This window comes from Aurantiacibacter xanthus, assembly GCF_003584015.1.
Taxonomy (GTDB): domain Bacteria; phylum Pseudomonadota; class Alphaproteobacteria; order Sphingomonadales; family Sphingomonadaceae; genus Alteraurantiacibacter; species Alteraurantiacibacter xanthus.
Window position 1 is genome coordinate 1 of record NZ_QXFM01000034.1, and the last position, 23,584, is coordinate 23,584.

The following is a 23,584-nucleotide window of genomic DNA, read 5'->3' on the forward strand; positions in this document are numbered from 1 at the left end:
CCCCGACCGCTTCAGCAGCGCACCGTCGGGCCAGCAGGACGCGCTGACCACCCGCGTGACCGCCGCGCGCATGATGCAACCGGGCGTCTATCGCCTCACGCTTCAGGACGGCGCGGAGTGGGAATTTTCCGAAGGCGTGCCGAACTCCTATCGCCCGCCGCGCGAAGGCTCGGAGATCACCATCGACCGCGCGGCACTCGGCAGCTTCCTGATGTCGTTCGACAGCCAGCGGGCGGTGCGGGTGCGCCGGATCCGCTGATCCGCCCCATCCCGACGCCTGCGGGCACCCTCAGCGGTGCCCCATTTCCTCGAACGCCCGCTCGCGCTCCAGTTGCACAGCGGCGTTGCGATGCACCTTCTCGAAGATGGCAAGGAAGCGCGCGCGCTCCTCCCCGCTGAGCGGAGCCATCAGGTAGGCGCTGCGCTGGCGGCTGGCGTCGAGAATGATCTCGTACATCCGCTCGCCCTCTTCGGTCAGCGTGAAACGGCCATGGCGACGGCCCGGCCGCCCCTGCCGATCCACCAGCACGCGCTCGATCAGACTGTTGATGGTGCGCCCGGCCTGGCTGTGATCGCGGTCGAGCCGCTCCACCAGCGTGTTCCACTCGATCGGCTGATCGCGGCCGATCTCGTTCAGCACCCAGGTCTCGAAGTTCGAAAGGCCGGTCCGGCGCTTGAAGATCAGCGCCGCCGAGCGGCTGAAATAGGCCGACAGTGTCATCAGCGGGGAAATGATCCGCGTGCGGTCGAGCATGATCGGCTTGCCCGGCTCATCCTGCGGGACCACCGGGAACCGGCTCGGCCCCCTCGGCTCGTCGCTCGCCAGCACGCGCTCCTGCTCGTAAAGTGCCACGGCCCGTTCGAGCAGCGTTTCCACCACGCGCCGGAATTCGGCCAACTCGGCGTCGGGGATGTCCACCGTCAGTTCACGATTGCGCAGTTCGGCAAGGCGCGACAGGCGGTCGGCCAGCGCCTTGCCCTTGCGGGTAAGGCTGACGGGTGAGCGGATCTGCGTGCGCTCGACCATCTTGATTTCCAGCAGGCGCTTCACCGAGCGGCTGACCTGCGCCTTGTCGACCCCGGCCCCGCTCGAAAGCTCGGCCGGGACCAGCGGCCCCACGTTGCCCAGCAGCAGCAGGATACGCCGGTCCAGCTCCACCAGCGCAATCTCGCGGGCATAGGACAGTTCGGCGCTTTCGCGCACCTTGGTGAGCAATTGCCACAATTCGCTCTGGAACACGGGCGGCGCGTCGTCGGTGGCCACAAGCTCGGCCGACTGTTCCGCCGCTTGCGGCACAAGACCATTGAGGATGATTGCCAGCCGCGCCTCGAACCCCGGCGGCAGCTCGCCCGCAGCGGTGTTGCCCAGAGCACGGGCACCGATTGCATAGGCCTCCACGATCTGCACCGCCTCTTCGGCCAGCGGACCGAGCGACTTTGCCAGCACGGCTGCATCGTCTCCGGCAGGCTGAGCCGAACCTTCGGCACCTGTCAGAAACCAGTTCCGCGCCAGATCGGCGAGTATGCAACGCCAGGCTTCCTTGCCTTCCTTCACTCATCCCCCGGATTGCTAGCGGATAGCGAGCGGCCAGCCGCGTTTCCCGTGTTGGCGGACCGTATTGCCCAAGGACGAACAAAAGAAAAGCGCCAGCACGTCGATTGGCCGTTTTTACCGGCCACACCGCCCTGCGCTCCAGCGGCCGGCAGACTTCATCAACACCGCCTGACCGCCCTTCCCGCCAGCCCCATGCGGACATGATCAACAAGTTAGCGCCGTAATCATTCATGTTTCAGCAAGGCGATGCAACGGCGCAACACTACTGTCAGCACCGTGGGCGTAGCAATATTCATATAATTGATTTTTCGATATTTTATTTGATTTTAGCAAAACCGAAACCGCGGCAACCATGGCTTGGCAAGGCGCGCGGATGACCAAAAGCGCTGGCCGATTGACCGATTTTGCCAGCCGAGGCACGAACTCGGTCTAGACACTATCAATTTCCCTGAATATGAAATCGGTTGGAGATCGGGACATAGTCAAGTTCCGGCACATGGGGAGGGATTATGGCGTCTTCGCGCTTGGGCGATGGCTGCTGTCATTCGGCGAGGGTCGCTCGCCTCTTCCTCATGAACGAAATTCATCCGGTGCAGGTGCGGCACAATCGGCATGGGCTGCGCCTTGCAGTCCATCAGCAGGGCACCGGCGAATAACAATGTGGTTTGCGCGCCCCGGCTTCACCGGGTCGGCAATCTTTGTGAAGGGAGCACGAAGTGAGGAATTTCAGCAAGCAGGCAGTCTTCAAGGCTGCACTCATGGCAAGCGGTACGAGCATTTTGCTCGCAGCCAGCCCCGCACTGGCGCAGGATACGGATGGCGCGCAGGAAGAAGCCCGGATCGTCGTGACCGGTTCGCGCATTCAGCGCCAGGATTACCAGTCGAACAGCCCGATCGTGACCGTCGGCAACGAACTGCTCGAAAATTCGAGCACCTCGTCGGTTGAAGTGAACCTCAACCGCCTGCCCCAGTTCGTGCCCGAAAAGAACCCGACCCTCGGCGGCGATATCCAGGCCACCCCGACCAACACGCCGGGTTCGGCCACCGTGTCGCTGCGCGGTATCGGCTCGAACCGCAACCTCGTGCTGCTCGATGGCCGCCGCGCCACACCCGGCAACGCCAGCATGGCGGTGGACATCAACACCATTCCCTCGGCCGCAATCGAGCGTGTCGAAATCATCTCGGGCGGCGCTTCGTCGACCTACGGTGCCGACGCTGTCGGCGGCGTGGTGAACTTCATCCTCAAGAAGGACTTCGAGGGTCTGCAGATCAACGGCCAGTACAACATGACCCAGCGCGGCGACGGCGGTGAATACCAGCTGAGCGCCCTCATGGGCACCAACTTTGCCGACGGCCGCGGCAACGTTACCCTCGCAGTCTCGACCAGCGATCGCAACGCTTCGTATCGCACCGACCGGCCCTGGTATCAGGAACTCTGGGGCAACCCGGACGTCGCCGGCAACTACTTCTTCCCGACCTTTTCGGGCATCTCGCAGACAGGTGCAGGCCAGGCCTATCAGGATCTGCTCAACAGCTACTTCCCGAATCGGACCGGCAACGTCTCGACCACGGGTGCGCTGTATTTCCTCGGCAATCTGCCGTTCACCTTCCAGAACAATGCCGCAGGGCTTTCGGGCGCATCGAACTTCCCCGAAGAGCTGATCGACGGGCAGCAGACCGTGCGCTCGTCGCTCGGCACGCTGACGCAGAACTTCCAGGAAGACTACATCAACCTGCCGCTGACCCGCTACAACTTCTACACGCGTGGCAACTACGACATCAGCGACAATATCTCGTTCATTGCGCAGGGCTATTTCAGCACAACTCACTCCGAAACCGTACAGCAACCCAGCCCAATCACGGGCGGGTGGAACGTGCTCGTCCCGCGCTATCGCGGCCGCCCGGGTACCGACACTGTAAATGGCGTGACTTACGACGACGCCGACTGGTTGCCGTCGACGCTGGTTTCGCTGCTCAATGCGCGCACCGATCCTAATGCGGCATATTCGGTGACCGGTTATGTCCCGGGCCTCGGTAACCGCGAGTCGATCACCGACAACTATACTTACAACTTGCTCGCCGGATTCGAAGGCTCGATCCCGAACTCCGACTGGACCTGGGACATTACTGCCCAGCGCGGCGAATCGGTGACGAACTTCCTCACCACCGGCGTGGCCTCGCTTGAGCGTCTGCGTGCCGTCATGGCCGCACCGAACTTCGGCGCGGGCTTCTCGCGGAACGGCAACGCCACCGGTGGCGGCTTCGGTGCCGGTCAGGGCACCTGCACCACCGGCCTCAATCCCTTCTCCGACCAGACCCCGTCGGCAGATTGCTTGCAGGCCGTCAATGCCGACCTCAAGGAAACCGGCATCATGCAGCAGAACGTGATCGAGCTGAACACGCAGGGCAGCCTGTTCAGTCTTCCGGCCGGTCGTGTGCTTGCCGCAGTGGGTGCGACCCATCGCGACAACCACTACATCTTCCGCGAAGACACGCTGAAGGAGCGCAACGGCAGCTTCCTCGACCAGGCGCTGGGCATCTATCCGGCGCAGAGCATTGATGCGAAGATCAACAGCAACGAAGTCTACGGCGAAATCTCCATTCCGCTGCTGCACAACATTCCGGGTATCCAGCTGCTCGAACTGGTCGGCGGTATCCGTTATGCCGATTCGAGCATTACCGGCGGCTCCACGACGTGGAAGGTCGAAGCGAACTGGGAAGTCACCGACTTCCTCCGTATCCGCGGCGGCTACAACAAGGCCGAGCGTGCTCCGAACGTGGGCGAACTTTATTCGCTGACGCAGAATTTCGCTTTCCTCAACGGTGGCGACGGCTGTTCGCTGGGCAATCCGTTCTCCTATTCGGCGAACCCGAACAACGCGAACGGTGCGCAGGTGGAAGCGCTCTGCCGCGCGATGATGGACAAGACCAGCATCCCCGGCCAGCCCGCCAACTCGGATTCGTTCTACGGTCGTGGGAACCCCGGCGACGTGGACTACATCGCCCCTTCGGCCGGTGCCACCAGCACATCGACGGCTCCGGGCTTCGCGTTCCCCTACTTCGTGGGCAACCCGAACCTGACCAACGAGAGCGCCAAGACCTGGACCGTTGGCATGGTGCTCGAATCTCCGCTTGATGGCGGCGTGTTCAGCAACATGCGGCTGGCGGTCGACTACTACAACATCAAGGTGGACGATGCGATCGGCCTCCTCTCGGGCCAGACGCTGCAGCAGCTCTGCCTCGATCCGGTGTTCAACCCGACGTTCGATCCGAACACCACGGCTTGTAACGACTTCGCCCGCGGCACGGGTGGCGGCATCGGCGCGGTGCAGCTCAGGTATACGAACAGCGCCGCGTTCAAGACCTCGGGTATCGACGCCCAGCTTGACTGGGCAGTCGAAGTCGGCACCGGTCGTCTGGCGCTGAACACGGTGTTCAACTACCTGATCGAAATGAGCTCCTCCCCGTTCTATTCGGGTATTCCGGAGGCTCAGCAGACGCCGTTCCGCGACTATGCCGGCACCTTTGCCGATCCGGGTGCCGGGCTTAGCACCAACGGTGCCTATCGCTGGAAGCTGCTGACCAACCTCAACTACTCGCGCGATGCTTTCGGCATCGGCCTGCAGTGGCAGCACCTCCCGGCAATTGATTCGGGCAACACCAACACCGGCTATGCCGCTTACGACCTGTTCAACCTGAACGCGTCGTATCAGGTGAGCGAGAGCACCCGGATGCGCTTTGGCATCGACAACCTGTTCGATAAGGCACCGCCTTTCGGCAACGTCAGCACGACCGCCAACCCGGCGTTCTTCCAGCTGCCCGGCGGCGGATATAACGCCAACAACTACGACGTGCTCGGCCGCCGCTTCTACGTGGGCTTCAACGCCTCGTTCTGACCGGTTGCTTCGGCACAGTATCGGGGGCCGCTTCCAACAGGAGGCGGCCCCTTTTCTTTGCCCGGCCACTGCGGCACCTTGCCCTTGAGAGGAGACCACCATGACCCGCACCATCCGCTTTCACGCCACTGGCGGCCCTGACCAACTTCAGCTCGAAGACCTCCCGCTCGGCGCACCCGGCCCCGGCGAGGTGCGACTGGCGGTGTCGGCGGTCGGGCTCAACCGGGCCGAGGCGATGTACCGCGCGGGGAACTATCCGGTGCAGCCCAGGCTCCCCAGTCTGATCGGCTACGAAGGCGTGGGCACGATCACCGCGCTCGGCGAAGGGGTGAGCGACTATGCGGTGGGCCAGCGGGTCTGCGTGCTGCCGATGATTGCGCAGGGCGATTACGGCATCTGGGCCGAGGAAGCGATTGTGCCCGCGCGCATCCTGCTCCCCGCGCCCGAAGGCCTGAGCGACGAGCAGGCGGCGGCGATCTGGATGCAGTACATGACCGCCTTCGCGATCATCGAGGTGGCCGAACTCGGCGTCGGCGAAGCGGCGATCATTCCGGCGGCCTCGTCCAGTGTGGGCCTCGCCGCGATCCAGCTGGCGAACTGGGCCGGAGGCATCTCCATCGCTGCCACCCGCACCAGCGCCAAGGCCGAAGCGCTGAAGGCCCTCGGCGCGCAGCACGTGATCGCGACCGAGGAAGAGGATCTCGCAGAGCGGGTGATGGCGATCACCAGCGGCGAAGGCGCGCGCTGTGCCTTCGATCCTGTCGGCGGTCCCTATGTCGATACGCTGGCACGGGCGCTCGCCCCGCGCGGCATCCTGTTTGTTTACGGTGGCTTGTCAGGTGAACCTACGCCCTATCCTCACTGGCCGATGGCGTTCAAGGGCTGCGCGATGCGCGGCTGGGTGGCGAGCGAAATCTGGAACCACCCCGAACGCTTCGCACGCGCGCGCAGACGGATCGAACAGGGGCTAACAAGCGGACACTTGCAACCGGTTATCGCGAAAACCTTCGATGGAATCGAGGCGCTGCCCGAGGCCAATGCCTACCTGGAATCGAACCAGCAGATCGGCAAGGTGGTGGTGCGGTTCTAAGCGCGCGCCGGTCATTGTCTTCTGTGAGCCCGCCGCTATGTCGGGAGGCGTAAAGGAACCGGGACAGATCTTGGCCAGAAAGCAGATAGACCCAGAGCGAAGGGCCGAGATCGGTCGGCAACGCCGCGCCCAGACGCGGGCAAAGATCCTTGCCGCTGCGTTCGAGATTTTCGGCGACGAGAACGGCCTGTTTGCGCGGATCGAAGACGTCGTCGCCAAGGCCGGGATTACACGCGCGACGTTCTACAATCACTTTACCGGCATGGCCGAACTGCGCGAAGCGCTGATCCACGAAGTCACGCATGACTTCCTCGTCTCTGTCACCAACACTATTGCAAGGATGCCCGATCCGCGCGACAGGGCTGCCGTGGCGCTGCGCTGCTTCCTGCATCGGGCGCGGCAGGACAAGCGCTGGGCCTGGTCGATGCTGAACATCAGCGCGTCCGGCGTCACCTTCGGCTCCGAGACGTACCGGCAAGCCGAGCAAACCGTGACCGAGGGGATCGAAGCGGGCGCGTTCCCGATCACTTCAATCGATCTGGGACGGGATATCCTGCTCGGCAGTTCGCTGGCTGCTTTGGCCTCGATGATCCGGCTCGACAACCTGCCCGATGACTATCCGGAAGCCATTGCCGGCTCCATTCTGGTCGCGCTTGGCGTTCCCCAAGACGAGGCGCACCAGATCGCACATCAGCCGATTCCCGAGCTGCTGGCACCGCAAGACTGAGCCGCACCGCGCGAGGGGACAGACCTCGCTCCATCCAAAACCTTGGAATGATAGGGTCTTACGATCAGATCATGGAAAAGTTGCGTCCACAATTCAATGAATTTGACATCACGCAATATTTGAAATAGCTAATTGCAAATTAGACAAATCGAAAAAATTATAAACCGGTTGGTACTTTTGGGAGATGATGATGCGTCGCTGCTGGCGATCCGGCATTCATGCGCGCCCGGCAGGCTCTTTGGCCATTTGGCCCATGCGTCGATGTGCGGGCAAAGCCATCCGGGCTGAAGACCTGCCTGCGACGCTGCGCGAGGCATTCCCCGATTGGGCCGCCGCACCCGATAACTTCACCCTGATACATTTCAGCAGAGTGGCAATGGAAGAGGATGCGACATGCAAGGAGTAAGCCAGACCACAGCAGGCGCTGCCGGAGGTCCAGGTTCGGACATCGATCTATACTCCGATGCCCTGCTGGCGGACCCCTATCCGGCCTATCGCACACTGCGCGACCTTGGTTCGGCGGTCTATCTCGACCGGGTCGACGCTTGGTTCATCGGCCGGTTCAGGGATGTGCGCTCGGCGCTCAACGACTGGCAGACGTTCTCCTCGGCCAAGGGCATCGGCCTCAACCCGATCATCAACGAGGCCTGGGACGAAGCACTGATCTGTCAGGACCCGCCCGTCCACACCGAGCGGCGCAAGGTCATGACCGAAGTGCTGAGCCCCGTGGCGCTCAAGCCGCTGGCCGAAACCATCGACGCGCGCGCCGCGCAGCTTGCCGACCGGCTCATTGCGACCGGCGAATTCGACGCGGTGAAGGACTTTGCCCACGATCTGCCCGTGGGTGTGGTGATGGACCTGATCGGCTGGCCCGAGGACGTGCGCCCGCGCCTGCTCGAACTGGCAGAGGGCTCGTGGAACGCTGCCGGGCCGGATAACGCGAAGATGCGCTCGGGCCTCACCCAGCTTGGCGAGATGATGGCTCTGATCACCGAGATCTACGACAACGACCGCATTCTGCCAGGCGGCTTTGCCGCGCAGCTGATCGGCCATGCCCACGCCGGGCACATCACCCGCGACACCGCCATCGGAATGCTCGCCGGCTATATCGTGGCCGCCTTCGAGACCACCATCAGCGCGATGGCTTCAGGCATCTGGCTGTTTGCCGAAAACCCCGGCGAGTGGGCTAAGCTGAAGGAGCGCCCTGCCCTGGCCACCATGGCGGCGAACGAGATCGTGCGGATCGAAGCCCCGCTGCAGAACTTCTCGCGCTGGTGCACCCGCGACGCCGAAATGAGCGACGGCACCGTGGTGCCCGCCGGGGCACGGGTGATCGTCTCCTACGCCAGCGCCAATCGCGACGAGCGGCAGTTCTCCGATCCCGACCGCTTCATCATCGACCGCAAGGAAAAGCAGAACCTCGGCTTCGGCCACGGCCCGCACGGATGCGCGGGACAGGGGCTCGCGCGGATGGAGCTGACGGCAGTGTTTTCGGCTCTGGCCGCCCGCGTCGACCGCTTCGAGATCACCGGCGCGCCCGAGCGCGCGCTCAACAACATCGCACGGGCGTTTCGCACGCTTCCGGCCCGCGCTGTCGCGAGCTGAGGGACGGGACTATGGTGGACAAGGAACAGGACGCCTGAAGCGGCGCCACTCAAGGGGAGAGAACGCGTGAACGAAGCGAGGACAACCACCGGCAACCTCGACGCCGCTATCAAGGCCATGGAAGCGGCGATCGGCGCCGACAATGTCCTGACCACGCGCGACCAGATGGCCGACCACGGCGATCCCTATGCGCCGCCGGGCGAATGGTACGAGCCGGGCGCGGTGCTGATGCCGGGCAGCGTCGAGGAGGTTCAGGCCATCGTCCGCCTCGCCAACGAGCACGGCACCCCGCTGTGGACCAGCAGCCAGGGCCGCAACAAGGGCTATGGCGGCGGCGCGCCGCGCATAACCGGCAGTTTCACCGTCAGCCTGCGGCGGATGAACCGTGTGCTTGAGGTCGATGAGGACAACTGCATGGCGCTGGTCGAACCGGGCGTGCGCTTCTTCGACCTTTACGAGCACCTGCGTGCGATCGGTTCCGAGCTGTGGATGTCGTGCCCCGATCTCAGCGGCGGCAGCGTGATCGGCAACGCGCTGGAGCACGGCGTGGGATACACGCCCATCGGCGATCACTTCGGCAACCATTGCGGGATGGAAGTGGTGCTGCCCGATGGCGATATCCTGCGCACCGGCATGGGCGGCATGTCCAACCCGCACAACTGGCTGGTCTACCCGCACAGCGCCGGCCCCAGCTGGGACGGCATCTTCACCCAGTCGAACTACGGCATCGTCACCAAGATGGGCGTGGCGCTGATGCATCCGCCAGAGGTCTATGCGCCCGGCTGGTTCATGCTCGACAACGAGGAGAATTACGGCGCCTTCCTCGAAGTGCTGCGCCCGCTGATGATCGACGGGACGATCTCCAACCAGCCGATGATCATCAACGCAGTCTGCGCCGCCAGCGCCTTTGGCGAACGCAGGCAATGGTACACCGGCACGGATTCGCTCCCCGAGGAAGTGATCGACGCCATCGCCGCCGAGCCGGGCTTCGGGCGCTGGGTGATGCGCTTTGCCGTGCAGGGCGATGCCCCGGTCGTGGCGCATAACCGGGCCAAGATCGAACGCGCCTTCGCCACCATTCCCGGCGCCAGCGTGGTGTTCGAGGAATATGACGGGCGCAACCTGCCGAGGATGGAGAACCCCCACCACAATGTGCAGGCGGGCGTCCCCTCGATGGCGCTCGACCAGATGACCAAATGGTATGGCGGCGAGGAAGGCGGGCATATCGGCTTTTCCTGCGCCATGCCGATCTCCGGCAAGGACGGGACCGCGATCCGCGATCTCGCCCGCAAGGTACTGAACGAACGCAACCTCGACTATTCGGCGGCGATCATCGTCGGCAAGCGGTCGATGATCCACGTCGCGCTGATCGTGTTCGACACCAAGAACGAGGCCCAGACCCGCGAGGCCTATGCCGCGACCAAGGCCATGCTCGAACCCGCCGCAAGGCTCGGCTACGGCGAATACCGCAGCCACCTCGATTTCATGGACGAAGTTGCCGCGCTCTACGACTTCAACGACAATGCCCAGCGTCGCTTCGCCGAGAAGATCAAGGATTGTCTCGATCCGAACGGCATCCTCTCGCCGGGCAAACAGGGGATCTGGCCCGCGAACATGCGCTGAGACAGGGCTATTGCGCCTGCCAGCCCGCAGCCTGCGCGCGTTGCTCGGCCTCGGCGTCGAGCGCGCCGCCCACGGCCATCTCCTGCGCCAGCGCCATCAATTCGGAACTGCCCGCCTGGCGATAGGCAGTCCCCTGCCCCGCACCGCCCGCAGCCGTTTCGACCATGTGCCAGCCGCCGTCTTCACGGCAGGCGATGCCGCTCTGCGCGCTTCCGGCAAAAGCACGGCAATAGTCGCCCCCGGAGCGGCGGAAGCTGAGCAGGATGCGGGGGTCCGCATCGCCCGACTGGTCCGCCACCAGCTGCCGGTCGAGCGTCTGCGCCAGCACGCCGTCAACCGCACCCGCCGGCCCATCGCCCGTGCGCGGAAGAAAGATCGCCAGCGCCAGAGAAGCCGCCAGCGCGGGCGCCACGGCCCATCCCCAGCGCCGGCGCGCCCGAGCCGGGAAGGGAACGACATTATCCGCCGAGGGCGCGGTCTGCGATGGGGCCTGCAAAGGGGCCAGCGATGCGGTGAGCCGAGCCGGCAGAGGCTCGTCAAGCACCGGGGCAAACCGCGCCGCGAGCTTTTCGCGCAGGGCACGGTGGCGGGCCACGGCCTGAGCCAGCGCGGGATCGGCTGCAACCGCCGCCGCCACGGCAGCTTGTTCGTCACCCGTGAGTTCGCCATCGGCAAAGGCGGCGAGCTGTTCGTCCGAGATCGTCATGCCGCTTCCTCCAGTTTCGCCAACAAGGCATCGCGCCCGCGCACCAGCCGCGAGTTCAGCGTGCCGACCGGACACCCGATCACCTCGGCCGCCTCGCGATAGGAAAACCCTTCGACCATCACCAGCAGGACCGCCTCGCGCTGGTCAGCCGGCAGGCTCGTCAGTGCGCGGTCGATGTCGCCCAGTTCGACCGCCGCCTCCTGAGCGCCCGCCGCCCCTTGCCCAAGGCCCGCTTCCTCGTCCACGAAGGTCTGTGCCCGGCGGGAGCGGGCGCGCGTTTCGTCAATCCAGATATTGCGCATGATCCGATACATCCAGCTATCGAGCCGCGTACCTTCCTGCCAGCTGTCGCGGCGGGCAAGGGCGCGTTCGATGGTCATCTGGCACAGGTCGTCGCCATCGGCCGGGTGGCCGGCCAGCCCCAGCGCGAAGCGGCGCATACGGGGCAGCAATTCGAGCAGTCTGTTCTCGAACGTCGATTGCACTGACCAATTGCCTTTCTGCGGATTAAACGAAGGGCGCTGTGCGTTTCATCCATGCTTAAGCGAAAAAACTGCAGGACGGGCAATATGCGAGTTTCATTGATAATTCCTGTCGCCATCCTGAGCCTTTGCGGAGCCAGCGCCCCGCTCGCCGCGCAGGTGCCCCTGCCCAACGTAGGCCAGGCCATCGGGCAAGGCGTGGGACTGCCGACTATCGAACCGCTGGGGCGGATAGTCGATCCCGTGAACCAGCTCGGCCAGGACATTGTGCGCGACGCCAGCCAGCTGCTGCGCGAGCGCGAGCGCATGCTCGACCGCTTCGTGCGCCGGAATCGCGCCACGGTCGAGTTCGACCGCGAGGGCAACCCCGCCCGGCGCGGCGAACTGCTGGTGATGGACCTTGCGCCCGATGCCAGCCGGGCCCTGCGCGCGGCCGGGTTCGGCGTGCTGCCACAAGAAGAGCTTGAGGGGCTGGGCTTCGCGGTCACGCGCCTCGCGGTGCCCGAAGGCATGTCGCTGGCGGAGGCAGAGCGGCAGGTGTCCTTGCTCGCACCCCACGCGAGCGTTGCCTCCGACGCCATCCATTTCCAGAGCGGCACGGCCCCGCCCCTGATGCTGGGGCAGGCTTCGGCAAGCGCCGCGACGACCGTGCCAGTTGGCATAATCGACGGTGCCGCTTCGGCGCGGATCGGGCGCTTCCCCACGCGCGGCTTTGCCGAGGGCGCGCCGCGCGACAGCAACCACGGCTCGGCGATTGCCCACCTGCTGCTTCAGGCGGGTGTCAGCGATATCCGCGTGGCCGATGTCTACGGAAGCGATCCGGCAGGCGGCAACGCGCTGGCCATCGCGCGCGGTCTGGGCTGGCTGGTCGCGGGCGGCAGCAAGGTTGTCACCGTCAGCCTGGTCGGACCGCGCAATGCATTGCTCGAACGCGCGATTGCCGCGGTCCGGCGCGAAGGCGCGGTGGTGGTGGCAGCGGTGGGCAATGACGGTCCGGCAGCGCCTCCGGCCTATCCCGCATCCTACGACGGCGTCGTCGCCATCACCGGCGTAGACGGCAACGATCGCGCCCTGATCGAGGCGGGCCGTGCCCTGCATCTCGACTATGCCGCGCCCGGTGCGGATATCATCGCCCGCGACGCCCGGAACCGCCGCGTGCGTCTGCGGGGAACTTCCTATGCCACCCAGCTCGCCGCCGCGCGCATTGCGCAGGCGATGGCGGCAGGCGGAAACTGGCGGACAATCGTCGACCGTGAGGCCGTCGATCTGGGCGAAGCGGGCGCCGATACCACCTTTGGCCGCGGCCTGCTGTGCGCCCGATGCGCGGGCCGATGAGAAAAATTTCGCCCGCCATGGATTAAGCGGGAGCAGCCATCCGTTTCCTTTTCGAGCGGGCCAGAGAGCGGTCTGCGAAATCGAGAAAGGAATTGGTCATGAAGAATGTTCTTATTGCTGCATCGGCTATCGCGCTGTTCTGTGTCCCGGCCCAGGCGCAATTGCTTGGCGGTTCGGGCGGCATTGGCGGCGGACTTGGCGGCACCATCTCGGGCACACTCGGCGGCGGCGCAGGTATGGGCGGCATTGGCTCCACTGTCGATTCGGTGCGCGGCAGCGCGCGGGGCACGGTGGACAGCGCGCGCAACACCTCGCGCAGCGTCCGCGGTTCGGCCCGTGCCGCCGCCGATGGAGCCGTGACGACGACTGGCGAGCAGTCGGTCGACCGCCGTTCGGGCACCGTTTCGGCAAATCGTAGCCTTGGTGGCAGCGGCGTGCTCGGTGCGAGCCAGGTGCTTGACAACCCGGTCGCGCCGGTCGCCGACGGTGCCTCGGGCTCGGGCAGCGCATCGGGAGAAGGCAGCGCAAGCGCCCAGCTGATCGGCACCGACGCGGTGCGTTCGGTCGCCGCGGAAGGTGTCGGCACTGCGCGCGGTGCCGCCGATGGTGCCCGTTCCGCCGCCGGTGATGCGGTGAGCCGCTCGCGCGGTGCAGCAAGCGGGCTTGCAGGTTCCGCCACCGCTGCCGGATCGGGTGCCGCGCAAGGCGAAGGTTCGGGCAGCCTGACAGGCTCCACCCTTGCCCTTGCCGGAAGCGGAGCCGCCTCGGGCGAAGGTGCCTTCGCGGTCGCACCGGGCATGGATGTGATCGGCGCAGGCGGCAGGAAGATCGGCGAGGTGCGCGAGGTCGTCGCCGAACGGAGCGGCGAAGTGCGCGAGGTGATCGTCGAGCAGGCGGGCCGCGAAGTCACCCTCCCCGCCGCGAGCCTGACCGGCAGCGGCGAAGTCCTCTACACCGCTGAAGGCAGCGCCAACGCCGAATAATCGGGTTGTGTGAACAACAGGAGGCCCCGGTCGCAGCGATGCGGCCGGGGCTTTGCTTTGGTGCGGCGCTGCCTGCGTTCACGCATTCCGGCGGAGGTATTATCCGTCTGAAAAATATGTTTTAATATCAATGTATTGAATTTCAAATATGAGAGGATGTCTAAACTTTTCCCCTCTCCTGAACCGCCATGTCGGTGGTATCTTCATCCCGCACCGCGCGAGCACGATGAACACTGCAACTGCGCACAGCGCTGCGAGTCCGGCAAACACGGTCATCTCTGACGATACCGTGATCGCGGTCTATGGTTACAACCATTGGCGCAAGGGAATTGGTGCGCCCGACAGGATTCGAACCTGTGGCCCCCGGATTAGGAATCCGATGCTCTATCCTGCTGAGCTACGGGCGCAACGCGGTCTCCTTAGAAGCGCGCGCGGGCCATGACAATCAGTTCAATTCCTCTGGCGGTGCCACAGGAAGCGGCAACGGCGCAATCGGCACGCCTTCCTCAAGCAGTTCGCGCGCTTCGTCAATGCTTGCCTCACCGTGAATCGCCGCCTGCTCGCGCTCGCCATAGTGCATGGCGCGCGACTGCTCGGCAAAGCTCTTGCCGACCCAGGTGCTGTCTTTCAGCGCCTCGGCCTGCGCCTTGGCAAGCTGCTCGATCGCGGCAGCGACCTCGGGCGGCATCGGCGCGTTGGCCACTGGCCGCTTGCTCGCATCAGACGCGGCGCGCTCCACAATCTGATTGCCCTTGCGCGGCACCGCTGGCGCCATCGGCGCCTTCTCGATCGCACCCGAACCGCATTGCGGGCAGATCAGCAGCCCCTTGTCTTGCTGCGCGACGAAGTCGTCGGACGAGCGAAACCAGCCCTCGAACGCGTGGCCGTGATCGCAGCTGAGATCGAACACTATCATCGAACTGTCATCTAGGCAGATCGCGCCGGTTGGCAAGGCTGGGCAGCTGCGCCCGCACCTCGGTGATGCGCAGCGGGTCGATCCGGGCAAAGCCGGGCTGATCGGTTGCGTTCGCGCCCATGTCGAGCACCACCTCGCCCCACGGGTCGACCACCAGCGAATGGCCGTAGGTGTGGCGCCCGTCCTCGTGCTCACCCACCTGCGCCGCCGCCACCACATAGGCGCTCGCCTCGACCGCGCGGGCACGCTGGAGCAGGTGCCAGTGCGCGTTGCCGGTCGGCACGGTGAAGGCGGCGGGAATGGCGATGCAGTCGCACCTTTCGCGTCCCAGCGCCTCGAACAGTGCGGGAAAGCGGATATCGTAACACACCGCCAGCCCCAGCCGGCCCACCGGCGTGTCGGGCACCACCACCACCCGTTCGCCGGGGGCATATTGCGCCGATTCGCGCCAGCTCTCGCCGCTTGCGAGCGAGACGTCGAACATATGGATCTTGTCATAGCGGGCGCGGATTTCGCCCCTGTCGTCGATCACCAGGCTACGATTGGCCCAGCGCTCATCCTCCAGCCGCCGCACCGGCAGCGAACCGAGCGCCAGCCACAGGCCCAGCCGCGCCGCACAGTCACGCAGCTGCGCGAGCTGGCCATTGGCGTCCTCCGGCACGACATGCTCGGCCGCGCGCTGGCGGTTGCGATCGAGCAGCAGCGCCATCTCGGGCGTGAAGACCATCGCCGCCCCCTCCCCTGCAGCGCGTTCCATGCCCGCGATAATCGCGCGCGCATTGGCATTGACGTCGATGCCGGTGGTCATCTGCAAGACCGCAATGGAGACAGGTTCTTTCACAGCGCGCGCCTAAAGCCCGAGCAAGGCGTCAAGCTTGCCCGCCGCTTCCAGCGCGGCAAGATCGTCCGAGCCGCCGATGGCCTGATCGTCGATGAAGATCTGCGGCACGGTCTGCGCGTCGGGCTTGCGCTCGAGCATCTCCTTGCGCTTCTCGCCGCCCATCGTGATGTCATATTCTTCGTAGGCGACGCCCTTGCTGTCGAGCAGCTGCTTGGCGCGGTGGCAGTAGCCGCAATAGGCCTTGGTGTAGATTTCCACGCGCGGCGTGCTCATGCTTGGTGATCCTTTTTTCCGATGCCCCGCCTCCTCTTGAAAGCGGTTTGGCCGATCCTATTTTTTTGCTGCGGGCGCCGCAACCGGGCCCGCACCTTGTCAAATTGCTCAACAGAGGATTTGTTTCACATGAATCGTTTCGATCTTACCCCCTATCGCCGTTCCACCGTCGGGTTCGACCGTCTGTTCGACCTGCTCGAGAACAATGCCCGCAACGCGGGTGGCGATAACTATCCCCCGTTCAATATCGAGCGTCGCAGCGCCGACGCCTATCGCATCACCGTGGCCGTGGCCGGGTTCAAGCGCGAAGATCTCGACATCACCGCGCAGCAGAACCTGCTCGTAGTGCAAGGCCGCAAGCGCGCCGAGGCCGCTGAGGGCGACATGCTGCACGTCGGCATCGCCAACCGCGGGTTCGAGCGCCGCTTTGAGCTGGCCGACTACGTGCGGGTCGAGAATGCCGACCTTGCCGATGGCCTGCTGGTGATCGACCTGGTGCGCGAAGTGCCCGAGGCGATGAAGCCCAAGAAGATCGCCATCGGCGGCAACACGCTCGAAGTGGTCAGCGACAACAGCGAAGGCAAGTCCGCCGACGCGGCCTGATTTGCCCTAAACTGCCAGAAAAGTAAGTTCGGGGGCGGGCTCATGGGCACCCGCCCCCTCGGCAATGAAGCCGACTCGCCCCCACAAAACACCAACCCCGGGTCGCAATGAGGCGGATGTCTGAGCGGCAAGCTTGCCTGCGAGGCTACGACATCTGCATTGGCAGGCGCACCCTACACATAGAGTCGAAGTATCCGGCTAATAAGCCGGATACTATCGGCAAGCAAACCAGATTCGAACGATCCGGAAGAGTTTTTCGATTAAAGCGAGCAGCTTAGACGAGTCGCGACTGTTCCAGTGCGGCCGCAATGAAGCCTGCAAACAGCGGATGCGGGTCGAACGGCTTGCTCTTCAGTTCCGGGTGGAACTGCACACCCACGAACCACGGATGATCGGGCCGCTCGACAATTTCGGGCAGCAGGCCATCCGGGCTCATGCCGGAGAAGATCAGTCCGCCATCTTCCAGCCGTTCCTTGTAGGCCGAGTTGACCTCGTACCGGTGGCGGTGGCGTTCGGAAATCTCGGTTGCACCGCCGTAAATGCGTGAAACGTGGCTGTTTCCGGCCAATACCGCGTCGTAAGCGCCAAGGCGCATGGTGCCGCCCAGATCGGTCGCGGCGCTGCGCTGCTGGAGGCCTTCCTTGCTCATCCACTCAGTGATGATGCCGACCACCGGCTCCTCGGTCTCGCCGAATTCGGTGGAGGAGGCCGCCGCGATTCCCGCCGTGTTGCGCGCACCCTCGATGCAGGCCATCTGCATGCCGAGGCAGATCCCGAAGAACGGCACCTTGCGCTCGCGCGCGAAGCGGACGCTGGCGATCTTGCCCTCGCTGCCGCGCTCGCCGAAGCCGCCGGGCACGAGAATGCCGTGCAAGGGCTCAAGCTGGGCGGCGATATCGGCATCGTCGAGTTCGAACACCTCAGCGTCGATCCAGCGGATGTTGACCTTCACCCGGTTGGCCATGCCGCCGTGCACAAGCGCCTCGTTGAGGCTCTTGTAGGCATCGGGCAGGCCGACATATTTGCCGACCACGCCAATGGTCACTTCGCCCTCGGGGTGCTCGTAGCGGTCGATGATATCGTCCCACACCGCCAGATTGGGCTGCGGCGATTTCGCCAGCATCCCGAAGTGGCGCAGCACCTCCTCGTCCAGCCCCTCGCGGTGATACTGCAAGGGCACGGCATAGATGCTGGAGGCGTCGAGCGCCTGGATCACCGCTTCCTTGCGTACATTGCAGAACAGCGCGATCTTGGCGCGCTCGGTCTCGGGCAGCGGGTGTTCGCAGCGGCACAGCAGCAGGTTGGGCTGCACGCCAAGGCTGGTCAGCTCGCGCACCGAGTGCTGGGTGGGCTTGGTCTTCAGCTCACCCGCCGCCGAGACATAGGGCACCAGCGTGACGTGGATCACGCAGGACTGGTCGGGCTCCAGCTCATTGCGAAGCTGGCGGATGGTCTCGATGAAGGGCAGGCTCTCGATATCGCCGACGGTGCCGCCGATTTCGCACAGCACGAAGTCGAGGTCGTCCTGATCGGCGAGCGCGAATTCCTTGATCGCGTCGGTCACGTGCGGGATCACCTGCACCGTGGCGCCGAGATAGTCGCCGCGGCGCTCCTTGGCGATGATGTCGCGATAGACGCGTCCGCTAGTGATGTTGTCGCTCTGCCGCGCGGAGACGCCGGTGTAGCGTTCATAGTGCCCCAGATCGAGGTCGGTTTCGGCCCCGTCGTCGGTCACATAGACCTCGCCGTGCTGATAGGGGCTCATGGTCCCCGGATCGACGTTCAGATAGGGATCGAACTTGCGAATGCGGACCTTGTAGCCACGCGCTTGCAAAAGGGCGGCAAGGCTTGCCGCCATGAGACCTTTTCCAAGCGAGGAGACCACGCCGCCGGTGATGAAAATGTACCGCGCCATGGGAGGTGGGCCTTAAGCTGCCTCGTGGATTCGACGCAAGCGGAAAGCTTGCAATAATCCCCCGTCAGGCCGAGCCTGCGGGGGATAACCACGTTAAATGAAAACTGTTATTCGCTGACGCCTGCCAGCGGATCGTCGGACGGGGCCTGCGCCGGAGCCGCTTCCCCTGCGGACGGAGCCGAGGGAACGCCCTGCGTCGCGCCGCCAGCCGGTTGCGACACCGTGCGATCGAGCGAATCGTCGATCGTGCGCGTGCCCGAAGCATCGACCGCCACACCCGCCAGCACAATCGCCAGCGCCACGAACAGCACTGCCGCCCACTTGGTGGCGCGGGTGAGGAAATCGGCTGCACCGCGCGCGCTCATCACGCCGCCGGGGCTGCCACCGCCGCCCATGCCAAGCCCGCCGCCTTCCGAACGCTGCATCAGCACGAGGATGACGAGCACAAAAGCGACAATCGCCTGCACAACGGTGAGGAAGAGGAAAAGACCCATGATACTTCTTTGCTGCTGGGCGCTTATGCGCCTGTCTCAAAGCGGGCGATCTAGGCGTTTCGACCCGTTTGCACAAGTCATCGCCTGGGACCGCCCTGCCCTGTCCTAGTTATCCTGGCCTTCGGCGGCGGCGATGATGATGCCGAGGAAGCTCTCGGCGGTCAGGCTTGCGCCGCCCACCAGCGCCCCGCCGACCTCATCCGCAGAGAGCAGCTCTGCGGCATTGTCGGGCTTGACCGAGCCGCCATAAAGAATGCGCACGCTCTGGCCGGCCTCGCCCAGCAGTTCGACCAGCTTGGCGCGGATCGCGCGGTGCATGGCGCTGACATCGTCGACCGTCGGGGTGCGCCCGGTGCCGATTGCCCAGACCGGCTCATAGGCCACGGTCAGCCGCTCGGCGGTATTCTCGGCGCCCGGCAGCGAGGCGGCGAGCTGCGCGGTGACGACCGCTTCGGCCTCGCCCGCATCGCGCTGCGCTTCGGTTTCGCCGATGCAGACGATCACGTTCATGTGGGCGGCGATCACGGCATCCGCCTTGCGGCGCACGATCTCATCGCTCTCGCCATAGTCGGCGCGGCGCTCGGAATGGCCGACGATCACGAACCCGGCCCCCGAGTCCTTCAGCATCGGCGCGGAGATATCCCCGGTGTGCGCCCCGCTTTCGGCATAGTGGCAATCCTGCGCGCCGACGCCGATCAGTTCGGCTTCCTTGCGCGTGGCGTGGATAAGTGTGAACGGCGGGGCCAGTGCGACCTCGACCTTCACCATTCGTTCGGCGGCGCGGTCGATAGCGCGGGCTTCGGAGAGCATGGCGCGAGTGCCGTGCATCTTCCAGTTTCCAACGATGAAAGGGCGCTGGGCCATTGAAATTCCCGTAATCTGTGTGTGTCCGGCGAGGCAACGGTATCAGCTGCATCGCAATAAGGGCCTCAGCGGCTAGTCAGCCGGGGCCTGCTTGTCAAAGCCGCTTTTTCCCCGGACGACAATCCTCACACTGGCTGTTGCGGGCGGGTCGCAGCCGGGATAAGGCGCAGCCAGTGTGTCCTCAAAAAGGGGGCGTGCAACCAAATCCCAACAGGTCCGCCGGATCGCAGGTCACAGACAAAGCTGCTTCATGCTCACTTTCTTCCGCAATTTCTTCAAGTCCAAGGTCGGCGTGGTGGTGACGCTGGGCTTTCTCGGGCTGATCGCGCTGGCCTTTGCCAGCATGGACATTTCCAGCACGGGCGTGTTCGGCGGCGTTTCCGGCGGTGATCGGGTGGCTCTCGTGGGCGACCGGCGAATCAGCACCTCGGACCTCTCCACCAATGTGAGCAACGAGGTCGAGCAGCTGCGCCAGCAGAACCCGACCCTGACGATCCAGAGCTTTGCCGCCGAAGGCGGCGTCGCCAGCGTGCTGCAACGCATGATCAGCCGCTGGAGCATTGCCGAATTCGCCGAACGGCTGGGCCTGCGCGCGGGTGACCGGCTGGTCGACAGCGAAATCGTCTCGATCCCGGCTTTCCGCGGTGTCGATGGCAAGTTTTCGCAGGAAGCCTTCCGCAGCCTGCTGACCCAGCGCGGCCTCAGCGAGAACGCCGTGCGCGAAGATCTGGCCATGGGCCTGATGGCCCGCCAGCTGATTACGCCCGCCGCGCTCGCCTCGCGCATGCCGACCGCGCTCTCGCGGCGCTATGCCCAGCTGCTCGGCGAGAGCCGTTCGGGCGCGATCGCTCCGATCCCCGCCGAGGCCTTCGCGCCGACGGGCGATCCGACCGACGCCCAGTTGCAGGCCTATTACGGTGAGCATCAGTCGCGCTTCATCCGGCCCGAGCGCCGGGTGCTGCGCTATGCGGTGTTCGACGAAGCCTCGCTCGGCACGCAGCCCGCGCCCACGCAGGCGCAGATTGCCGCCCGGTACGAGCGCGACAAGGCGCAGTATGCCGCGCTCGAAATGCGCGGGCTGACCCAGCTCGTCGTGCCGACGCAGGCCGCCGCGCAGGCGCTGGCCAATGAAGTTGCCGGCGGCAAGTCGCTCGAAGCGGCGGCACGGGCCAAGGGCCTCGCCTCTTCGCAGGTCGAGGAACTGAGCAAGGCCGATCTGACCTCGCGCACCTCGCAGGCCGTGGCCAATGCCGCCTTCGCCGCCGCGCAGGGCGCGCTGTCGGCTCCCGCGCAGGGTCCGCTGGGCTGGTATGTCATGCGCGTCGACAAGGTCAGCAACCGACCGGGCAAGCCGCTCGCGCAGGTGAGCGGCGAGATCGCCGAGCAGCTGCGGGTCGAGCAGCGCCGTCAGGCCTTCTCCACCGCCGCCGAGGCCATCGACGATGGCTTTGCCGACGGCCGCAGCCTCTCCGACATCGCCGACGAGTACAAGCTTAAGCTGACTACGACGCAGCCGATCACCGCCGATGGCCGGGTCTATGGCAAGAACGAGACCGCGCCGATCGAACTGGCCCCCGTGCTCGAACTGGCCTTCGATGTCGACGAAGGCGATCCGCAGTTGGCCGAGACCGTGGCGGGCGAGAGCCTCGTGCTGTTCGAAGTGGGCGAGATCACCGCTTCGGCCCCCGCCCCGCTGGCCGAAATTCGCGACGATGTGACGCTCTCGTGGCGCCGTGACGAAGGCATGAAGGCCGCCGGCGAAGCTGCCGCGCGCATCCTCAAGCGGGTCGAGGGCGGCTCCACGCTGGCCGCGGCCGTCGCTGCCGAGACCGCGAAGCTGCCGCAGCCGCAGAACGTGACGCTGAACCGTCGCGAACTGGCCCAGCAGCAGCAGGTCACGCCGACCACGATGCTGTTCTTCTCGATGGCCGAAGGCACCACCAAGCGGATCGAACAGGGCCCCTCCTCGGCCTGGTTCGTGGTGTCGCTCGACAAGATCACCACGCCCGAGATCGCCAATGACGATCCGCTGGTGGCAGCCACCCGGCAGCAGCTGTCGCGCAATGCGGGCGAAGAATATACCGAGCAGCTGGTCCGTGCGATCCAGCAGAGCCTCAAGGTCGAGACCAACCAGTCGGCGGTCGATGCTGTGATTGCGCAGCTCACCGGCCAGAACCAGCAGTAAGGGAGGCGGATTTGGGCGCACAGCCGCTCAACGCAGCGCAAGCCCGCGCCAGCCTCGCTGCTGGTGCAAATGCGCTCGTCTGGCGCCGGGTCGTCGCCGACACCGAGACGCCGATTGGCGCGGCGCTCAAGCTGATCGAGCCGGGCCGGGGCGACTTCCTGCTCGAATCGGTCGAGGGCGGCGAGGTGCGCGGGCGCTATTCGCTGCTCGGGCTCGATCCCGATCTGATGTTCCGCGCCACCGGGCCGAGTGCCGAGATCAACCGCAAGTGGCAGCACGACCGCGAGGCCTATGCCCCGCTTCCCGGCGATGCGCTGAGCGAGCTGCGCGCGCTGGTCGCAAGCTGCCGGATCGACGTTCCCGCCGAGTTGCCGCCTGCGCTGTCGTGCGTGGTCGGCTATTTCGGCTATGAGACCATCGGGCTGGTGGAGACACTCCCGCGCGCGCCGCAGAGCGAGCTGGCCCTGCCCGATATGCTGTTTGCCCGCCCCACGCTGGTGCTGGTGTTCGATTCGCTGACCGACGCCCTGTTCGTGATCGCCCCGCTGTGGGCAGGCGCGGGCGAGCCCGACAGGCTGATCGAGCGCGCGGGCGAGCGGATCGACGAAGCGCTCCGCCAGCTTGCGGGCGCGGTGCCGCCCTCGGCGCAGCTGGCCGTGCCGCCCGATCTCGACCTGCAGCCGGTGATGGACGAGGCCGAGTACGAGCGCATCGTGCTGGCTGCGAAGGAATACATTTCGGCGGGCGACATCTTCCAGGTCGTACTGGCGCAGCGCTTCACCTGCCCGCTGCCGGTGCCGCCGATTGCGCTTTACCGCTCGCTCAGGCGGGTGAACCCCTCGCCGTTCCTCTATTTCCTCGATCTGCCCGGTTTCGCCGTGGTCGGGTCGAGCCCGGAAATCCTCGTGCGGGTGCGTGATGGCGAAGTGACCATTCGCCCGATCGCGGGCACCCGTCCGCGCGGCAAGACGCCCGAGGAAGACGTGGCGAACGAGCAAAGCCTGCTCGCCGATCCGAAGGAATGCGCCGAGCACCTGATGCTGCTCGACCTTGGTCGCAACGACGTGGGCCGGGTCGCGGCGGCGGGTACGGTGCAGGTCACGGCACGCTCGATTGTCGAGCGATACAGCCACGTGATGCACATCGTCTCGAACGTGGTGGGCAAGCTCTCGCCCGATCACGACGCTATCGATGCGATGTTCGCAGGCTTTCCCGCAGGCACCGTCTCGGGCGCGCCGAAGATCCGCGCCTGTCAGGTGATCGCCGAACTCGAACCCGAGACGCGCGGGCCCTATGCTGGCGGCGTCGGCTATTTCGCGCCCGATGGCTCGGTCGACAGCTGCATCGTTCTGCGCACCGCCGTGATCAAGGACGGGGTGATGAACGTGCAGGCCGGGGCCGGGATCGTCGCCGACAGCGATCCGGCTTACGAAGCCGCCGAATGCCGCCACAAGGCCAGCGCCCTGATCGCCGCCGCGCGCGAGGCCGTGC

General features: G+C 65.3%; 20 protein-coding genes, 1 tRNA gene and 1 pseudogene. 12 read left to right on the forward strand and 10 right to left on the reverse strand.

The annotated features are described in order from the left end of the window. A pseudogene (locus D2V17_RS21200) lies at nt 1–259 on the forward strand (hypothetical protein); the annotation flags it as partial. A 30-nt stretch (nt 260–289) separates the two neighbouring features. Here the strand turns inward: D2V17_RS21200 and D2V17_RS04080 are convergent. After that, nucleotides 290–1,555 carry a MarR family winged helix-turn-helix transcriptional regulator gene (locus D2V17_RS04080; protein ID WP_119591858.1) on the reverse strand — a complete coding sequence of 422 codons (1,266 nt, stop codon included), beginning with the start codon at nt 1,553–1,555 and terminating at the stop codon, nt 290–292. Nucleotides 1,556–2,313: 758 nt separating this feature from the next. Here D2V17_RS04080 and D2V17_RS04085 point away from each other — a divergent pair. The 6 genes from D2V17_RS04085 (at nt 2,314) to D2V17_RS04105 (ending at nt 10,496) form a co-directional block, all read left to right on the forward strand. Further along, nucleotides 2,314–5,451, forward strand: coding sequence for a TonB-dependent receptor domain-containing protein (locus tag D2V17_RS04085; protein ID WP_119591875.1), 3,138 nt, complete (start codon nt 2,314–2,316; stop codon nt 5,449–5,451). A 100-nt stretch (nt 5,452–5,551) separates the two neighbouring features. Next, nucleotides 5,552–6,541, forward strand: a complete 990-nt coding sequence (locus D2V17_RS04090; protein ID WP_119591859.1) for a zinc-dependent alcohol dehydrogenase family protein — start codon at nt 5,552–5,554, stop codon at nt 6,539–6,541. A 70-nt stretch (nt 6,542–6,611) separates the two neighbouring features. Further along, complete coding sequence (locus tag D2V17_RS04095) at nt 6,612–7,268, forward strand: TetR/AcrR family transcriptional regulator (protein WP_191229072.1); 657 nt, start codon at nt 6,612–6,614, stop codon at nt 7,266–7,268. 184 nt (nt 7,269–7,452) lie between these two features. Beyond that, the gene (locus D2V17_RS21510; protein WP_147367218.1) at nt 7,453–7,674 is read left to right on the forward strand and encodes a hypothetical protein; all 222 of its coding nucleotides are present in this window, start codon (nt 7,453–7,455) and stop codon (nt 7,672–7,674) included. Then, nucleotides 7,662–8,873 carry a cytochrome P450 gene (locus tag D2V17_RS04100; RefSeq protein ID WP_119591861.1) on the forward strand — a complete coding sequence of 404 codons (1,212 nt, stop codon included), beginning with the start codon at nt 7,662–7,664 and terminating at the stop codon, nt 8,871–8,873. The genes D2V17_RS21510 and D2V17_RS04100 overlap by 13 nt, the downstream gene beginning before the upstream one ends. Nucleotides 8,874–8,939: 66 nt before the next feature. Continuing rightward, nucleotides 8,940–10,496: an FAD-binding oxidoreductase gene (locus tag D2V17_RS04105; RefSeq protein ID WP_119591862.1), complete on the forward strand. Its 1,557-nt coding sequence runs from the start codon at nt 8,940–8,942 to the stop codon at nt 10,494–10,496. Nucleotides 10,497–10,503: 7 nt separating this feature from the next. Here D2V17_RS04105 and D2V17_RS04110 read toward each other — a convergent pair whose 3' ends face one another. Both D2V17_RS04110 and D2V17_RS04115 read right to left on the reverse strand, forming a co-directional pair. Continuing rightward, entirely contained in the window at nt 10,504–11,202 is a 699-nt protein-coding gene (locus D2V17_RS04110; protein ID WP_119591863.1) for an anti-sigma factor, read from the reverse strand. Further along, nucleotides 11,199–11,642 carry an RNA polymerase sigma factor gene (locus D2V17_RS04115; protein WP_119591876.1) on the reverse strand — a complete coding sequence of 148 codons (444 nt, stop codon included), beginning with the start codon at nt 11,640–11,642 and terminating at the stop codon, nt 11,199–11,201. Before D2V17_RS04115 ends, D2V17_RS04110 begins: the two co-directional genes overlap by 4 nt. A gap of 141 nt (nt 11,643–11,783) precedes the next feature. Here D2V17_RS04115 and D2V17_RS04120 point away from each other — a divergent pair, with 141 nt between their 5' ends. Both D2V17_RS04120 and D2V17_RS04125 read left to right on the forward strand, forming a co-directional pair. After that, on the forward strand, nt 11,784–13,019 hold the full coding sequence (locus D2V17_RS04120; protein WP_245978518.1) for a S8 family serine peptidase: 1,236 nt from the start codon (nt 11,784–11,786) through the stop codon (nt 13,017–13,019). 98 nt (nt 13,020–13,117) lie between these two features. After that, entirely contained in the window at nt 13,118–14,002 is an 885-nt protein-coding gene (locus tag D2V17_RS04125; protein ID WP_119591865.1) for a PRC-barrel domain-containing protein, read from the forward strand. A gap of 330 nt (nt 14,003–14,332) precedes the next feature. Here D2V17_RS04125 and D2V17_RS04130 read toward each other — a convergent pair. From D2V17_RS04130 to grxC, 4 genes are all read right to left on the reverse strand, one after another. Then, nucleotides 14,333–14,409, reverse strand: a tRNA-Arg gene (locus D2V17_RS04130). Between the two features lie 38 nt (nt 14,410–14,447). Continuing rightward, nucleotides 14,448–14,918, reverse strand: coding sequence for a DUF1178 family protein (locus D2V17_RS04135; protein ID WP_119591866.1), 471 nt, complete (start codon nt 14,916–14,918; stop codon nt 14,448–14,450). Between the two features lie 7 nt (nt 14,919–14,925). Next, nucleotides 14,926–15,726, reverse strand: coding sequence for a carbon-nitrogen hydrolase family protein (locus D2V17_RS04140; RefSeq protein WP_119591867.1), 801 nt, complete (start codon nt 15,724–15,726; stop codon nt 14,926–14,928). Nucleotides 15,727–15,768: 42 nt separating this feature from the next. Further along, nucleotides 15,769–16,032, reverse strand: coding sequence for a glutaredoxin 3 (gene grxC / locus D2V17_RS04145; protein ID WP_119591868.1), 264 nt, complete (start codon nt 16,030–16,032; stop codon nt 15,769–15,771). A gap of 129 nt (nt 16,033–16,161) precedes the next feature. Here grxC and D2V17_RS04150 point away from each other — a divergent pair, with 129 nt between their 5' ends. Beyond that, a complete protein-coding gene (locus tag D2V17_RS04150) occupies nt 16,162–16,635 on the forward strand; it encodes an Hsp20 family protein (RefSeq protein ID WP_119591869.1) in 474 nt (157 codons plus the stop codon). Nucleotides 16,636–16,909: 274 nt separating this feature from the next. Here the strand turns inward: D2V17_RS04150 and D2V17_RS04155 are convergent, their stop codons facing one another. The 3 genes from D2V17_RS04155 to tpiA form a co-directional block, all read right to left on the reverse strand. Further along, nucleotides 16,910–18,550: a CTP synthase gene (locus tag D2V17_RS04155; protein ID WP_119591870.1), complete on the reverse strand. Its 1,641-nt coding sequence runs from the start codon at nt 18,548–18,550 to the stop codon at nt 16,910–16,912. Between the two features lie 107 nt (nt 18,551–18,657). Further along, nucleotides 18,658–19,044: a preprotein translocase subunit SecG gene (secG, locus tag D2V17_RS04160; protein WP_119591871.1), complete on the reverse strand. Its 387-nt coding sequence runs from the start codon at nt 19,042–19,044 to the stop codon at nt 18,658–18,660. 105 nt (nt 19,045–19,149) lie between these two features. Further along, nucleotides 19,150–19,908 (reverse strand): triose-phosphate isomerase, encoded by a 759-nt coding sequence (tpiA, locus tag D2V17_RS04165; protein WP_119591872.1) that lies wholly within the window; start codon nt 19,906–19,908, stop codon nt 19,150–19,152. Nucleotides 19,909–20,158: 250 nt separating this feature from the next. Between tpiA and D2V17_RS04170 the strand changes: the two genes are divergently transcribed. Continuing rightward, complete coding sequence (locus tag D2V17_RS04170; RefSeq protein WP_119591873.1) at nt 20,159–22,093, forward strand: SurA N-terminal domain-containing protein; 1,935 nt, start codon at nt 20,159–20,161, stop codon at nt 22,091–22,093. 11 nt (nt 22,094–22,104) lie between these two features. After that, on the forward strand, nt 22,105–23,584 hold a 1,480-nt coding region (trpE, locus tag D2V17_RS04175), incomplete at its 3' end, for an anthranilate synthase component I (RefSeq protein WP_119591874.1).